Annotated in this window: 13 protein-coding genes; 4 read left to right on the top strand and 9 right to left on the bottom strand. The window is 72.8% G+C overall.

Features of this window, described 5'->3' with window-relative positions:
* Positions 1 to 428: 428 nt before the first annotated feature.
* Positions 429 to 1,433 (bottom strand): stage II sporulation protein M, encoded by a 1,005-nt coding sequence (locus ACFV18_RS31490; protein WP_380488707.1) that lies wholly within the window; start codon positions 1,431 to 1,433, stop codon positions 429 to 431.
* A gap of 238 nt (positions 1,434 to 1,671) precedes the next feature.
* On the opposite strand from ACFV18_RS31490, the gene ACFV18_RS31485 reads away from it, so the two are divergent.
* Positions 1,672 to 2,754, top strand: a complete 1,083-nt coding sequence (locus ACFV18_RS31485; RefSeq protein ID WP_380488706.1) for an RDD family protein — start codon at positions 1,672 to 1,674, stop codon at positions 2,752 to 2,754.
* 9 nt (positions 2,755 to 2,763) lie between these two features.
* Here the strand turns inward: ACFV18_RS31485 and ACFV18_RS31480 are convergent, their stop codons facing one another.
* Positions 2,764 to 3,381 (bottom strand): hypothetical protein, encoded by a 618-nt coding sequence (locus tag ACFV18_RS31480; RefSeq protein ID WP_380488705.1) that lies wholly within the window; start codon positions 3,379 to 3,381, stop codon positions 2,764 to 2,766.
* A gap of 108 nt (positions 3,382 to 3,489) precedes the next feature.
* Between ACFV18_RS31480 and ACFV18_RS31475 the strand changes: the two genes are divergently transcribed.
* Positions 3,490 to 4,002: a SigE family RNA polymerase sigma factor gene (locus ACFV18_RS31475; RefSeq protein WP_380488704.1), complete on the top strand. Its 513-nt coding sequence runs from the start codon at positions 3,490 to 3,492 to the stop codon at positions 4,000 to 4,002.
* Complete coding sequence (locus ACFV18_RS31470) at positions 3,999 to 5,003, top strand: hypothetical protein (protein ID WP_380488703.1); 1,005 nt, start codon at positions 3,999 to 4,001, stop codon at positions 5,001 to 5,003. The genes ACFV18_RS31475 and ACFV18_RS31470 overlap by 4 nt, the downstream gene beginning before the upstream one ends.
* Positions 5,004 to 5,071: 68 nt before the next feature.
* On the opposite strand, the gene ahcY is transcribed toward ACFV18_RS31470, so the two are convergent.
* The 6 genes from ahcY to ACFV18_RS31440 form a co-directional block, all read right to left on the bottom strand.
* On the bottom strand, positions 5,072 to 6,520 hold the full coding sequence (gene ahcY / locus ACFV18_RS31465) for an adenosylhomocysteinase (RefSeq protein ID WP_380488702.1): 1,449 nt from the start codon (positions 6,518 to 6,520) through the stop codon (positions 5,072 to 5,074).
* Between the two features lie 185 nt (positions 6,521 to 6,705).
* Positions 6,706 to 7,680, bottom strand: a complete 975-nt coding sequence (locus tag ACFV18_RS31460; protein WP_380488701.1) for a cation diffusion facilitator family transporter — start codon at positions 7,678 to 7,680, stop codon at positions 6,706 to 6,708.
* Positions 7,681 to 7,750: 70 nt separating this feature from the next.
* On the bottom strand, positions 7,751 to 8,917 hold the full coding sequence (locus tag ACFV18_RS31455; RefSeq protein ID WP_380488700.1) for an SIS domain-containing protein: 1,167 nt from the start codon (positions 8,915 to 8,917) through the stop codon (positions 7,751 to 7,753).
* A 33-nt stretch (positions 8,918 to 8,950) separates the two neighbouring features.
* Positions 8,951 to 9,133: a Trm112 family protein gene (locus ACFV18_RS31450; protein WP_043914240.1), complete on the bottom strand. Its 183-nt coding sequence runs from the start codon at positions 9,131 to 9,133 to the stop codon at positions 8,951 to 8,953.
* A 125-nt stretch (positions 9,134 to 9,258) separates the two neighbouring features.
* Positions 9,259 to 10,647 carry a phosphomannomutase/phosphoglucomutase gene (locus tag ACFV18_RS31445; protein ID WP_380488709.1) on the bottom strand — a complete coding sequence of 463 codons (1,389 nt, stop codon included), beginning with the start codon at positions 10,645 to 10,647 and terminating at the stop codon, positions 9,259 to 9,261.
* A gap of 119 nt (positions 10,648 to 10,766) precedes the next feature.
* Complete coding sequence (locus ACFV18_RS31440) at positions 10,767 to 11,225, bottom strand: DUF3499 domain-containing protein (protein WP_380488699.1); 459 nt, start codon at positions 11,223 to 11,225, stop codon at positions 10,767 to 10,769.
* A gap of 34 nt (positions 11,226 to 11,259) precedes the next feature.
* Between ACFV18_RS31440 and ACFV18_RS31435 the strand changes: the two genes are divergently transcribed.
* A complete protein-coding gene (locus tag ACFV18_RS31435) occupies positions 11,260 to 11,706 on the top strand; it encodes a metallopeptidase family protein (RefSeq protein ID WP_380488698.1) in 447 nt (148 codons plus the stop codon).
* A gap of 34 nt (positions 11,707 to 11,740) precedes the next feature.
* Here ACFV18_RS31435 and ACFV18_RS31430 read toward each other — a convergent pair whose 3' ends face one another.
* Positions 11,741 to 13,417, bottom strand: a complete 1,677-nt coding sequence (locus ACFV18_RS31430) for a DUF5719 family protein (protein WP_380488697.1) — start codon at positions 13,415 to 13,417, stop codon at positions 11,741 to 11,743.
* Positions 13,418 to 13,421 lie beyond the last annotated feature (4 nt).

The following is a 13,421-nucleotide window of genomic DNA, read 5'->3' as shown; positions in this document are numbered from 1 at the left end:
TTTTGGCACGCTGTTGAGTTCTCAAGGAACGGACACTTCCTTCAGGCGGCCTTCCGACCTGCCCTCCGGGCGCTTCGTTCTTTCGTGTTTCCAGCTTATCAGATGTTTTCCGCTCCGTTTTCCGGAGTTTCATTCGATCCGATTTTTGCTTCCCGCTGGAGTGGGAATTCCTTCGACTTCGCTACAGACCTTATCAAAGGTTCTGCGTCGCTCTGCTTCGGGGTTTTTCGCCGGAACCCGTCCTGCACCCTCTCGGATGCCCGCCGTGTTCCTGTCGATGTCGTAGACCCTACGCCCGGGCGGACTGTAAGTCCAATCGCGCCCAACCGTTCAAACCTACTGACCCGGAAAGATCAAGTCAATGATCCCTCGGGGTGATCACCAGGCTACCAGGTTTAAAACGGCACCCGTGACCAGGCACGCCGTGGTCAGGCGGCCATCGGCTGGTGGTCGGTGCGGTCGGCGGCTTCGACGTCGCCGAGCTCGCCGCGGGCGGCGGCGTGCTTGCCGAGGACGAGGGCGTAGACGAGGAAGAGCGCCTCGACGGTGAGGCCAATGCCGACCCGGAGCCAGGTGGGGAGGGCGGAGCCGCTGACGAAGCCTTCGATGATGCCGGTGACCAGGAGGACGGCGGCGAGGCCGATGACGGAGCCGATGACGGCGCGGCCTTCCTCGGCGAGGGCCACGGTGCGGGTGCGGGGGCCGGGGTCGATGACGGTCCAGCCGAGGCGGAGGCTGAGGCCGGCGGCGACGAAGACGGCGGTGAGTTCGAGCAGGCCGTGCGGGATGAGCAGGCCCAGGAAGAGCGGGAGGCGGCCGGCGGAGGCCATCAGTCCGAGGCCGACGGCGAGGTTGATCATGTTGCTGAGCAGGATGAAGATGACCGGGATGCCGAGCACGACGGCGCAGATCAGGCAGTAGGCGGCGACCCAGGCGTTGTTGGTCCACACCTTGGCGGCGAAGTTCGCCGAGGGGTGGTCGGTGTAGTAGGCCTCGTACTCGCCGCCGGGCTTGGTGAGGTCGTTCAGCTGGTCCGGCGGGATCAGGGCGTTGCGGACGTCGGGGTTGGTGCCGATCCACCAGGCGACCAGGGCGCTGAGGAGGAAGAAGACCAGGCCGATGGTCAGCCACCAGCGGCGGGCGCGGTACAGCGCGGCGGGGAAGCTGGTGGTGAAGTAGCGGGCGGCGTCGCGCCAGGAGGAGCTGCGGGCGCCGGCGACGGCGTTGCGGCCGCGGACGACGAGTGTGGTGAGGCGTCCTTCCAGGCCGGGGTGCGGGGCGGCGGCCTGGACCTGGGCGAGGTGGCTGGTGGCGCGCTGGTAGAGGGTGATCAGTTCGTCGGACTCCTCGCCGGTGAGCCGGCGGCGGCCGCTGAGTATCTCCAGCCGGTGCCATTCCGCCTGGTGGGCGGCGACGAAGACGTCCAGGTCCATTGCGGCTCTCTCCGGGTGCGCGGCGGGGCAGGACGGCGGGCACTGGTTGGTGTGCGGCCGGGGCGGTGCGGGGCTCAGCATGCCAGAGGCGGCGCCTGGTGTGTCGGCGGATGTCGGATGCGGCTCCCGGGGTTACCGGGCGGGGGTGGGCAGCCGTATGTTTGCCGCTGTTGATCGAGGGGGGCGGGTCGCGCGACGTGGGTCGTCCGGCGCCCCGGGAACGGAACGGGTGGGTGGCGTGAGCGAGCTGGTGACCGGTGAGGCGGTCGTCCTGGGGCTGCGGACGGCGAGGCTGCCGTCGAGAGCCCTGGCCCGGCTGCTGGACGCAGCGGTGTACATGATGGCGTACTTCTTCTGCGGGATCGCGATGGTCTTCGGGCTGTCCGCGATCGAGGGGGCGGCGGGAGACGCGTTCGTGGTCGCGCTGATGGTGTTCTTCACGGTGCTGCTGCCGGTGATGGTGGAGACGCTGTCGCGCGGCCGGTCGCTGGGGAAGGCGGCGCTGGGGCTGCGGGTGGTGCGGACGGACGGCGGGCCGATCCGGTTCCGGCACGCCCTGGTGCGCGGGCTGGTGGGGGTCATCGACTTCGGTCTGCTGGCGATGCCGGCCGTGGTGGTGTCGCTGTTCTCGGAGCAGGGGCGCCGGCTGGGCGACATCTTCGCGGGGACGCTGGTGATCCGGGAGCGGCTGCCGCAGAGCGCCCGCAGCCACGGGGCGGTGCCGCCGGTGCCGCCGCAGGTGATGCACATGCTGGGGGCCGAACTGGTGGCGCTGGACCTGTCCGGCGTGCCGGACAGCCTGTGGCTCTCGATCCGCCAACTGCTCAGCCGCATGCGCGAGTTGGACCAGCCGGTGGCGGCCGGGCTGGCGGACCGGCTGGCCGCGGAGCTGGCGGCGCGGATCGGCTGGTCGGCGCCGCAGGGCCTGCCGGCGATGGTGTACCTGGGCGCGGTGACGATGGAGCGCCAGCGCCGCGAGTGGGAGCGGGCGGCCCCGGCGGCGTACGGCGCACCGATGTTCGGGATGCCGGCACCCATGCCGGCTCCGATGTCCGTGCCGGTGCCCGCGCGGACCGGTCCGGCCCCTGCGGGCCCGGCGCAGCAGCCGAACGGGAAGCCGGTGCGGGTGCTCGGCGTACCGCAGCAGGCGCGGCCCGAGCAGGCGGCGGCCCCGGCCCCCGTCGCGCAGCCCGTCCCGCTCGCGAAGCCCGCCGAGCCCGCGGTACCCCCGGCGCCCGTGGCGCCCGCAGCGCCCCTGGCACCGCCGCAGCCCGCGCAGCCGCCGGCCGACGGGGGTGGCGGGTTCGCGCCTCCGGCGTGAACGTGCGTGTCAGCGGCGGGGGTTGGGCGGGCTGTCGAGTTCTTCGAGGTCGATGCCGGGGGCGGCGAGCAGCACGTCCCCGGTGAGGTGGATGTCGCGGAGCTCGCCGGTTTCGAGGTCGGTGACCCGGTAGTGCTCGACGGGGAGCGGGCCGGTGTCGGTGGGGTGGTCCTCGACGGTGAGCAGTTGCCAGCTCTGGTCGAGGGTGCGGGGGGCGAGGGCCTGTCCGGTGAAGGAGACCAGACGGATCCGGGCACTGACGCCGGGGTCGAGGTCGAGCAGCCGGGCGGTGGCGATCAGGAACGCGGGCGAGTCGCCGGTGAAGGCGTGGGCCCGGTCCTCCCCCTCCATGGCTTCGGCGACGGCGGGGTCGGCAGCGGCCCGGACCCAGTGCACGCCGTCGAGTGCGCCGCCGCGTACCTGCCAGCCCCCGCTGCGGAGCTCGACGCGGATCGGCCGGTGGCGGGCGTCCAGGGTGAGGTCGGTGGTGCCGAGGACGGTGCCGTCGGGCCGGTAGCGCTTGGCCACGTAGCGCCAGCCGGCCGGGCCGGGGGCGCACTGGAAGCGTTCCTCGCCGAGCGGGGTTCCGTCGTGCGGATCGTGGAGGGTGTAGCGGCCGTTCGGCATGGGGGGAAGCCTACGTAATTCGCCGTGCAACCTTCGTGGGGGCGGGGCGCATCAGGGGGTCGGCGGTGCGGTCGTGCCGTCGGTCCACTGGGAGGAGGGGCTCCGGAGATGGCGGAGCTGGCGCGGGACGAGGAGTTCACCGCGTTCGTGACCTCAAGGGCGGTCTGGTTGCGGAGTGTCGCGTATCTGTTGTGCGCGGACTGGCATCGTGCGGACGACCTGGTGCAGGAGTCGATCACCAAGCTGTATCTGCACTGGGGGCGGGTGAGCCGGGCGGAGAACCCGGACGGGTATGCCCGGGCGGTGCTGGTGAACGCGTTCCTGGCGGAGCAGCGCACCGCGTGGTGGCGGCGGACCAGGCCGGCGGCGCGGCCGCCGGAGGTGCCGGGGCCGGTGGAGGCCGATCTGGCGGTGTCGCTGGACCTGCGGGAGGCGTTGGCGGCGTTGCCGCCGCGCCAGCGGGCCACCGTGGTGCTCCGCTACTACTGCGATCTGACGGTCGAGCAGACGGCGGAGGAGCTGGGGTGTTCGAGCGGAAATGTGAAGAGCCAGAGTTCGCGGGCGTTGCAGGCGCTGCGGCGTTCGGTGCGGCTCCGTCCGACGGGGAGGTCGGAGGCATGACCGGGGACGGGGAAGAGCTGTCCGTGCGGATGGCGCGCTTGGTGGCCGCGGAGGAGGCGTCGGCCCCGCCGTCGCGGGTGGATCCGGCGCTGGCGGTGCGGCGGGGCCGGGCGGTGCTGCGGCGGCGGACCTGGTCGGTGGTGGCGGCCGCGGCGGCGGTGCTGGCTGCGGGGTCGTTCACGCTGCTGGGCGGGGACGGGGCCGGGTGGAGTCCGTCCGGCCCGTCGGCGGGTGGGCGGGCCGGACAGCCGGCGCCGGTGACCGGCCGCACGGTGTTGACGGTGCCGGCCCGGTTCGGCTGGCTGCCGGCCGAGGTGACCGGGCTGGAGTACCGGTCGAGCGCGGCTGGGGTGGAGGTGCTGGCCACGGGCTCCGGGCCGCAGTTCACCCTGACCGCGTTCCCGGTGGGGGTGACCCCGCTGGTGGACCCGCTGCTGGGCCCGGGTGACGGGGTGCGCCTGGACGCGCCGCCGGTCAACGGGCAGGAGGCGTACTGGATGTCGTCGAGCGACCCGGGATTCGCGAGAACGCTGAACCTGTTGCGGTTCCGCGGCCCGGACGGTCGCTGGTTCCAGCTGGAGAGCACGGGCCTGGCGGAGGCGGACCGGCAGCAGGTGCCGTTGCGGGTCGCGGCGGGGGTGGTGATGGGGAGGTACACGCCGCCGATGCCGGTCGCGTTCTCCTCGCTGCCGGCGGAGGCGGTGGTCACCCAGGCGTCGCTGCGGCGCACGGTGGGCGGTGCGGACCTGTGGACGGCCCAGGTGGGTCTTCAGGAACGGGGTGGCCACGCCGTCACGGTGTCGGCGGTGCCGGAGGGCCCCGGGGCGGCCACGCTGCCGCTGCGGGACACCGGGCTCTGCGCGTCCGGCCAGGGGATGCGCTGGTGCGTGGACGAGCTGCATCCGGCGTCGGACGAGATGAGCACGCTGCGGACCTGGCTGGCCCGGGTGGTGCCGCACGGCGCGGACGACCGCGACTGGTCGGTGGACGTGCTGCCCTGAGGCCCGCGAACGCGCCGGTGCCCGGCTCCCCCACAGCTGGGGGCGCCGGGCACCGGTGCGAGGGGAGGTCAGTAGCGGTACTGCTCCGCCTTGTACGGGCCCTCGACCGGGACGCCGATGTAGTCGGCCTGCTCCTGGGTGAGGGTGGTGAGCTTGACGCCGAGGGCGTCGAGGTGGAGGCGGGCGACCTTCTCGTCCAGGTGCTTCGGGAGGACGTAGACGCCGACCGGGTACTGCTCGGTCTTGGCGAACAGCTCGATCTGCGCGATGGTCTGGTTCGCGAAGGAGTTGGACATCACGAAGGACGGGTGGCCGGTCGCGTTGCCGAGGTTCAGCAGGCGGCCCTCGGAGAGGACGATGATGGTCCGGCCGTCCTCCTTGCGCCACTCGTGGACCTGCGGCTTGATCTCGGTCTTCACCACGCCGGGGAGCTTGGCGAGGCCGGCCATGTCGATCTCGTTGTCGAAGTGGCCGATGTTGCCGACGATGGCCTGGTGCTTCATCCGGGCCATGTGCGAGGCCATGATGATGTCCTTGTTGCCGGTCGTGGTGACGAAGATGTCGGCGATCTCGACGACCTCGTCCAGCGTGGTGACCTGGTAGCCGTCCATCGCCGCCTGCAGGGCGCAGATCGGGTCGATCTCGGTGACGATGACGCGCGCGCCCTGGCCGCGCAGCGACTCGGCGCAGCCCTTGCCGACGTCGCCGTAGCCGCAGACGACCGCGACCTTGCCGCCGATCAGCACGTCGGTGGCGCGGTTGATGCCGTCGATCAGCGAGTGGCGGCAGCCGTACTTGTTGTCGAACTTCGACTTGGTGACCGAGTCGTTGACGTTGATGGCCGGGAACAGCAGCTTGCCGTCGCGGTGCATCTCGTACAGGCGGTGGACGCCGGTGGTGGTCTCCTCGGTGACGCCCTTGATGGTGGCGGCGACCTCGGTCCACTTCTGCGGGGTCTCGACCAGGGTGCGGTTGAGCAGTTCCAGGATGATCCGGAACTCGTCGTTGTCCGCGGTGTCGGGCGACGGCGCGGCGCCGGCCTTCTCGAACTCGACGCCCTTGTGGATCAGCAGGGTGGCGTCACCGCCGTCGTCCAGGATCATGTTGGGGGTCTGGCCGTTCGGCCAGGTCAGCGCCTGCTCGGTGCACCACCAGTACTCCTCCAGGGTCTCGCCCTTCCAGGCGAAGACCGGGACGCCCTGCGGGTCCTCGGGGGTGCCGTTCGGGCCGACCGCGATGGCGGCGGCGGCGTGGTCCTGGGTGGAGAAGATGTTGCAGGAGCACCAGCGGACCTCGGCGCCCAGGGCGGTGAGGGTCTCGATCAGCACGGCGGTCTGCACGGTCATGTGCAGCGAGCCGGTGATCCGGGCGCCGGCCAGCGGCTGGGAGGCGGCGTACTCGGCGCGGATCGCCATCAGGCCGGGCATCTCGTGCTCGGCGAGCTGGATCTCCTTGCGACCGAACGGGGCCAGGGAGAGGTCGGCGACCTTGTAGTCGCCGGCGGGCTGGATGGACATGCGAACTCCTCGCTGCATGGGCCTGGTTACGGGTGTGCTGAGCGGCAGAGGGGCGCGGTGGCAACCCTCTGCTGCGGCACAATCCGTCGGAGGACCTCTCTCCCTCGACCGGAGCCGGGCTCCGATCGACCGCCATCAGCAGCGACGTTTGGCACTCCGACGAATCTACACCGATTGGACGGGGCTCAGTGGGCGTTCGGGCCCGGACCGCCCGGCGTCGCTTCGGCGTCCGGCCCGGCCAGCGCCTTCTCCTCGGACCAGACGTCCGGCTCCAGGTAGATGGCGCGGGCGATCGGCACCGCCCTGCGGACCCGGACCTCGGCCCGGTCGATCGCCTCGGAGACCACGGCGGCGCTGTCCTCCGCGTTGACGGCGATCTTCGCGGCGACCAGCAGTTCCTCGGGGCCGACGTGCAGCGTGCGCATGTGGATCACGCCGGTGACGGTGTCGTGGTCGACCAGCGCCTCGCGGATCTTCGCCACCACCTCGACGTCGGCGGACTCACCGATCAGCAGCGACTTGGTTTCCAGGGCCAGCACCAGCGCGATGACCACCAGCAGCAGGCCGATGCACAGGGTGCCGATGCCGTCCCACACCGCGTCCCCGGTGACGACGGTCAGGCCGACGCCGAACAGCGCGAGCAGCAGGCCGACCAGCGCGCCGCTGTCCTCCAGCAGCACCACGGGCAGCTCGGGAGCCTTGGCACGGCGGATGTAGGACGCCCAGCCGTGCTTGCCCTTGGCCTTGGACGCCTCGCGGAACGCGGTGAGGAAGGACCAGCCCTCCAGCAGGATGGCGAACACCAGCACGCCGACCGGCCAGTACCAGTTCTCCAGCTCGTGCGGGTGGCTGATCTTCTCGTAGCCCTCGTAGATGGCGAACATGCCGCCGAGGCTGAACAGCACGATGGAGACCAGGAACCCGTAAACGTACCGCTCGCGGCCGTACCCGAACGGGTGCTCCTCGGTGGCGGCCCGCTGCGAGCGCTTGCCGCCGACCAGCAGCAGCACCTGGTTGCCCGAGTCGGCCAGCGAGTGCACGCCCTCGGCGAGCATCGAGGACGAACCGGAGAACGCGAACGCCACGAACTTGCTGAGCGCGATGCCGAGGTTCGCGGACAGTGCCGCCACCAGAGCCTTGGTGCCGCCTTCGGTACTCAACCCGGTACTTCCCTCCGCAGCGGGCCCTGACTTTGCCGGGCCTTGGTTGACGAGAGGGGACGATACCTTGTCAGTCCCGGGTGGCCAGGCCCAGGTACACGGCCGCGAAATCGGTCAGGCCGATCAGTTCGGCCAGCGCCTGCAGCGGGTCCTCCAGGCTGGAGGTGTGCTCGGTGATCCGCACCTCGTGGGCGGCCGCCAGGCGGCGGGCCCGGTCGACCGGCCAGGCCGGCTCCTCCAGTTCGGCGACGCCCGGGGTGTGACGGAGCATCAGCACCTGGAGCTGGAGCGGCACCGGCTCGTCGACCCGGTCGCGGAAGAAGTCGTCGGGGTCGGCTCCGGCGCCCAGCCGCCCGTTGAACATGCCGCGGTGCGCGGTCAGCGCCTGCGGGAGGCGGGCGGTCAGCGCGGGCAGGCCGGCCCGGTCGGCGAGGGCCGCGGCGAACCGCTCCCCCGCCGCGGCGGCCGGGGCCCCGTCGGACCACAGCAGCGGAACGGTCTCGGCGAGTTGGCCGGCCAGCGTCTTGGCCGGGTTGTCGTACGCCTGGGCGTCGGGGCGGCAGCGCACCGCCACCTCGTCCAGCCGGTCGGCGGCGGCCTCCAGCGAACCGGGGGCGAGCGGGGCCACGCCGATCCGGTCGGCCAGCGTGAGCAGCGGGGCGAGCACCGCCCACAGCGCGGCCGGGTCCTCGGCGGGCAGGTCGGGTTCGGCGTCGGCGCCGGCGGGTTCCACCGCACTCGGCTCGAACGGCAGTGGCAGGCCGCGTACTTGGAGGGCCGCCTCGGCGAGCTCCGAGCCGTCGGGGGCGATCACCGCGATCGCGCAGCCGCGGGTGTACGCCTGCTCGGCGAGGTTGATCATGCCGCCCTCGCGGCCGCCGGCGCTGGCCAGCACCACCAGGTCCAACGGGCCTGCCCAGCCGGGCAGTTGCCAGGACTCGCCGTCGGTGAAGGCGGGCCCGGCGGGGCGGGCGTCGGCGGGCGGCAACGGCCACACCTGGCAGCTGGGCACCGCCAGCGCGGCCAGCACCGCGGCGGCGGTCAGCACCCCGCCGTGCCCGGCGACCAGCACCGCGCGCGGGCGGCCCTCCGGGTTCAGCGCGTTCACGCCGGCCGCGTCGGCGCGGCGCAGCGCGACCCGGATCCGGGCGCCCGCCCCGGCCAGGGACAGCAGTTCACGTCGGCGGTCGGCACGCTGCAGGGCGGCCGGGTCGTCCAGCAGGGAGTCGTCGAACATGGCGGCTGGCCTCCAGCGACTGGCGGGGCAGGGTCAGGACGGGCGGCGGGCCTCGTCCACCAGCAGGACCGGGATGCCGTCGCGCACCGGGTACACCAGGCCGCAGCCCTCGCCGGTGCAGCGCAGCTCGTGGGTCTCGCCCTCGATCTCCTCGGCGAGCGGCGCGCGGCACTCCGGGCAGACCAGGATCTCCAGCAGGAAGGACGGCAGGCTCATGGTGGTCGGGCTCCGGATCTGTGGGCTGTCGCGGTACGGATGGCCGGTGACACAGCAGTACCCCGGCCGGTGGTAACCCTACCGGCCGGGGCACCCGAAAAGTCAGCGGCTGGCTGACCTGGCGGTCAGGCCCGCACGATGGCCAGCACGCCGTCCCGCAGCTCTTCCATCTTCGCCGGGTCCTTGGCCTCGGCGTTCAGGCGGAGCAGCGGCTCGGTGTTGGAGGCGCGCAGGTTGAACCACCAGTCCGGGCCGGCCACGGTGAGGCCGTCCAGCTCGTCGACGGTGACGCCCTCCTGGCCGGCGTAGGCGGCGCGGACCTTCTCGGTGGCGGCGGCCTGGTCGGCGACGGTGGAGTTGATCTCGCCGGAGGCGGCGTACCGGTTGTACTGCTCGGTCAGCGCGGACAGCGGCGCCTGCTGCCCGCCGAGGGCGGCCAGCACGTGCAGCGCGGCCAGCATGCCGGTGTCGGCGCGCCAGAAGTCGCGGAAGTAGTAGTGCGCGGAGTGCTCGCCGCCGAACACCGCGTCGGTGACGGCCATCTCCTGCTTGATGAAGGAGTGGCCGACCCGGGTGCGGACCGGGACGCCGCCGAGGTCGCGGACCACCTCGGGGACGGTCCAGGAGGTGATCAGGTTGTGGATGATGGTCGGCTGCGCCTCGCCGTTCGCCTGGGCGCGGGCGATCTCGCGCTCGGCGACCAGGGCGGTGATCGCGGACGGGGAGACCGGGTCGCCGTTCTCGTCGATCACGAAGCAGCGGTCGGCGTCGCCGTCGAAGGCCAGGCCGATGTCGGCGCCGACCTCGCGGACCTTGGCCTGCAGGTCGACCAGGTTGGCCGGGTCCAGCGGGTTGGCCTCGTGGTTGGGGAAGGTGCCGTCCAGCTCGAAGTACATCGGGACGACGTCCAGCGGCAGACCGTCGAACACGGTGGGCACGGTGTGGCCGCCCATGCCGTTGCCGGCGTCCACGGCGACCTTCAGCGGGCGGATCCCGGTCAGGTCGACCAGCTTGCGCAGGTGCGCCGCGTAGCCGTCCAGGGTCTCCTTGGCGGACAGCGTGCCGGTGACGGCGTCGGAGGCCGGGACGTGCACCTTGCCGTTCTCGTCCAGCCAGGACTCGACCAGCTCGCGGATGTCGGCCAGGCCGGTGTCCTGGCCGACCGGGGCGGCGCCGGCCCGGCACAGCTTGATGCCGTTGTACTGGGCGGGGTTGTGCGAGGCGGTGAACATCGCGCCGGGCAGGTCCAGGCTGCCGCTGGCGTAGTACAGCTGGTCGGTCGAGCAGAGGCCGATCTCGACCACGTCGGCGCCGCGCGAGGCAGCACCCTCGGCGAACGCGCGGGACAGCGACGGCGAGGACGGGCGCATGTCGTGGCCGACCACGACGGCGCTGCCGCCGACCACCTCGACGAAGGCCGCACCGAAGGCGTACGCCAGCGACTCGTCCCACTGGTCCGGCACGACGCCCCGGACGTCGTACGCCTTCACAAGCTGCTTGAGGTCCCGCACCAGAATGCTCCCGTGTGTGTGCTGCGATGTGCTGCGCGCATACCGGACGCGCCGTCCGAGCCGCAGATGGGCAGCGTACCCGGCTCCGGGGAAGCTCAGGTGTCAGGCCGGTGCGGGGTCGCTCAGTTGTCCGGGGAGCGCAGCACCCGCAGGTGGCCGCGGCGGCCGGACTCGCCGTCCGGCGGGGGGCCCTGACGGGACGTCCGCTCCTGCGGGCGGGCGGCCTCGCGCACCGCGTTGGCCAGCGCCTCCAGGTCGTCGCTGCTGCGCCGCAGCGGGTTGGTCTCGGCGGCCAGCCGGACCACCTCCCAGCCGCGCGGGGCGGTGAGGCGCTCGGCGTGTTCGGCGCACAGGTCGTAGCAGTGCGGTTCGGCGTACGTCGCGAGCGGGCCGAGCACCGCGGTGGAGTCCGCGTAGACGTACGTCAGCGTCGCCACGGCCGGACGGCCGCACGCGGTCCGCGAACAACGACGTACAGAGCTCACGAGGGTGGACGGTACCGCAAGTGGGACCGGGCCGCGAAGACCCGCCCCCGGCTCGCGTGTCCCGGTGCCGTCACGCGCCGTGCCCGAGTGGTCCACTTCGGGGCATCCAGGGACTACTCTCGACACTGCTATGGACAGCTCGACACCCCCGTCCCCGCCCGGTCCCGGTCGCCGCAGGCACCGCGACCGGCACGGCCGTGGCCTGCGCGGGCCGCTGGCCCCGCCGCAGGTGCCCATTTCGCTGACCCGCTCCGAGCTCTTCGACGACTACGTCCGGGAGTCGATGGAGCGGCTGCTGCGGCGCTGGCCGCAGTTGGAGGACGTGGAGTTCGCCGTCCTGGAGGTGCCGCTGCCCGTCAAGGGCGAGCCGGACCTGGACGGGGTGCCGCTCGGCCGGGTGATTCCCGGCGGCAAGGGGCGGCGCAGCCGGATCCTGGTCTACCGGCGGCCGGTGGAGATCCGCGCGAAGGCGAAGGAGGACCGGGCCGCGCTGGTCCACGAGGTCCTGATCGAGCAGGTCGCGGAGCTGCTGGGGCTGTCCCCGGACGCGATCGACCCGCGGTACGGCGAGGAGTAGCCGGCCGGGGCCGCCGACTCCTCGCCGCGGCACGCTACTTGAGCACCACGCCGGGGTCGCCGGTGACCTGCGGCACCTGGACGGTGGCGTGGTCGTCGCGCAGCTGCTGGGTGGTGAAGGCGGGGACGTCCTTGACGTTGGTGGCCAGCTGACGGGCCGCGAACACCGGGCCGCCGCTGAGGGTCTCCACGGTGAGCGCGTACGGCCCGTTCAGGCCGGCCGGGTCGATGCCGTCCACGGCGACGGTGGTGCCCGCCGGGACGGACACCTCCTTGGTCACGGGGGTGCCGCCGCTCGCGCCGGCCGAGGAGGAGACCCGGACCTTGGCGTCGGAGTCGGCGGCGGTCAGCAGCAGGGTGGTCTGCCCGCCGCGGTTGTCGGCGATCGAGGCCCGGGCACCCACGGGGGTGCCGCCGGCCAGCCAGGCGGCCTCGGTCTTGCCCTTGTTCTCCCGGTCCACCCGCAGCCCGGCCACCACGGGGGTGACGTGGTTGGGGTCGGACGGGGTGAGCCGGATCGCGCTGACGCCGTCCCGGGTGTCCGCCGTGAACTGGAAGTCCAGGACGGCGGTCATGCCGGCCTTGACGTGGATGCTCTCCTTGTTGGCGGGCGTGAACCAGCCGTTCTTGCCGGAGAGCTGGACCTTCAGGTCGGCGTCGTCCGCGGAGTCGGTGGCCACCACCAGGTGGGCGGTGGTGACGTCCGCGGGGATGCCGGGGATGGTGACGGCGGGGGCGGGGTCGGCGGACGGCTCCAGCCAGTCGGCGCCCTTGTTGCTGTCGCGGGCGTGCAGGCCCGCGCCGATCCGGCCGCTGCGGGCGACCACGTGCACGGCGAGGTCGGCGACCGGGCCCTTGCTGAGCCCGTTGAGCGCGATCGACTGCGAGGTGCCGGGGGCGAGCGCGATGCCGGTGGCCAGGTCGTTGTCGATCAGGCCCTTGTCGCCGTACAGCCGCAGGTCGACCACGGCGGGCAGGCTGTCGGCGTTGACCAGGGTGATGTAGTCGTACCGGTCGCTGACGGTGCTGGCGCCCGAGAACCAGAAGCTGGTGCCGGAAGGCGCGCAGCGGGCGCCGGACAGTGCGGCGGAGCCCTGCTCGGAGGTGGTGGTCTGGGTGGCGGTGAACCCGGGGGCGAAGCTGCCGGTGGCGATCGCGAAGGTGCCGGGGGCGTTGTCGTTGTTGGCGGCCGGCCCGCTGACCGGGACACCGGGCTTGGCGAGCGTGACCCGGGCGTCGAACACCGCCCCGGACTGCTTGCCGGGGCCGCCCGACGGCGCACCGGAGGGCTGACCGGACGACTGCCCGGACGGCTGGCCCGAGGGCTGCCCCGACGGGTCGCCGGAGGGGCCGCCGGCGGGCCGGGCGGGGCTCTGCGCGGCCAGCACGTTGTCGGGCCTGACGTCGCCGAGCACGCCGGTGCCCGCGTTGCCGCTGCCGCCCTCGGGGCTGAACAGGGTCAGGCTGGTCTGCCCGACCGCGCCCTGCAGCGGCATCGGGCAGACCAGCGCGCTGCGTTCGACCTGCGCCGTGGTGCGCTGGCCGGCCGCGCCGGTGGCCGGGGCGACGGGGGCGCGCAGCTCGGCGATGCCGAACACCAGGCCGAGCACCACGACCGCGGCGAGCAGCGACTGGCCGGTGCGGCTGCCGCCCTTCACCGCGCTCAGGTCGGGGGCCTTCAGCTTGGGGGTCTTCAGGGTGGGCCTCTTCATCGCG

The organism is Kitasatospora sp. NPDC059673 (assembly GCF_042734215.1).
Classification (GTDB): domain Bacteria; phylum Actinomycetota; class Actinomycetes; order Streptomycetales; family Streptomycetaceae; genus Kitasatospora.
The sequence above is the reverse complement of the archived record's forward strand: the minus strand, read 5'-3'. Positions and strand labels throughout refer to the sequence as shown.